Annotated in this window: 2 protein-coding genes; both read left to right on the forward strand. The window is 54.1% G+C overall.

Features of this window, described 5'->3' with window-relative positions; all coding sequences use genetic code 11:
- Nucleotides 1–214 precede the first annotated feature (214 nt).
- On the forward strand, nucleotides 215–583 hold the full coding sequence (locus AC1D0Z_RS22440; RefSeq protein ID WP_477660352.1) for a helix-turn-helix domain-containing protein: 369 nt from the start codon (nucleotides 215–217) through the stop codon (nucleotides 581–583).
- A 328-nt stretch (nucleotides 584–911) separates the two neighbouring features.
- Nucleotides 912–1113: hypothetical protein (locus tag AC1D0Z_RS22445; RefSeq protein WP_477660353.1), on the forward strand; the 202-nt coding region annotated here is incomplete at its 3' end.

A 1113-nucleotide genomic window follows, 5' to 3' on the forward strand; every position in this document is an offset into this window, starting at 1 on the left:
AAAGAATAGTGCTGGAGCTTGCCAGATGAGCCAGAACCGACCGCCCCCGATGCTGTTTCTTTTGTGTTCATGAACACTATTTTGTTCCTTCAAGCACAAAATAGGCAAACAGAACACTCATTTAATTCGTAAGAAACACAATAAAAGTAGCACAAATTGAAACAGGCCAAAAAAACAGTTTGACTTGACTAGTTTTGTGCTCAAAATATTAGATATGAGCACAATTAAATCGACACCCGCACAGGAAGATATGCACCCCGCCGATGTCATTGCTGCCCTACGCAAACGCGGCACCAGTCTTCGAAAAATCGCCATGGAAAATGGCTACAGCCACATACAACGTGTGCTGACCAGTCCCTGGCTGGCAGCGGAACAGCTCGTGGCACGCGCCCTCGACAAAAGACCCGAAGAGCTCTGGCCGTCGCGCTATCTCGATCCTGCAAGCCGTGCGTTAGCCTTCCAGCAAACCCGCAAGATCACAGTCACCATGCCGCACCAGCGCAGCCAGGCGCAGCGCAAATTGACACATGAGCTGACCGTCAACAGCGCGCTCACGGACGGGCCTCCCCGTTCCCAGCCCTAACGCCACACGAGCGCCTGAGCAAGACCGCCAATCATGGGCGTCCTTATTACCCGCGACATGCGTGCGTTGTGGATACGACTGCATCAAGACGGTGGCTGGTGGACGCCTGAAATGTTGGCCCCCCACTGGCGGCCAACCTTCACTCCTCCGGAAGTTCAGCAGGCCCTGGATGCCCTGGAGGCGAACGGCCACATAGAAAGCCGTGACCAAGCCAGCAACCTGAGTTACGGCGTCACCCCCCATTGCCTTGTTCTGCCAGAACCGAAACCCCCAGATCCCTGGGATTGGTCTTCATCTGATTTCATCAACCTGACCGTGAGAGAACCCCATGCTCCTTTCCAGCACAGACATCAAGCTGCGCATTTACCTGCACACCCAGGAGGGCGAAAGCTTGTTTGTGGAATTGGAAAGTGAAGATATTGAAAAAGCTGCCATGGCAAAAGCCAGCGTGACAGAAGAGCAGCTTCACCCCATCCGGCTGATGCGCATTGACATAGGCCACGCGCCCCCCGCTAAACACCGCTACAACA

The sequence above is a fragment of the Polaromonas sp. P1_E3 genome (assembly GCF_056405935.1).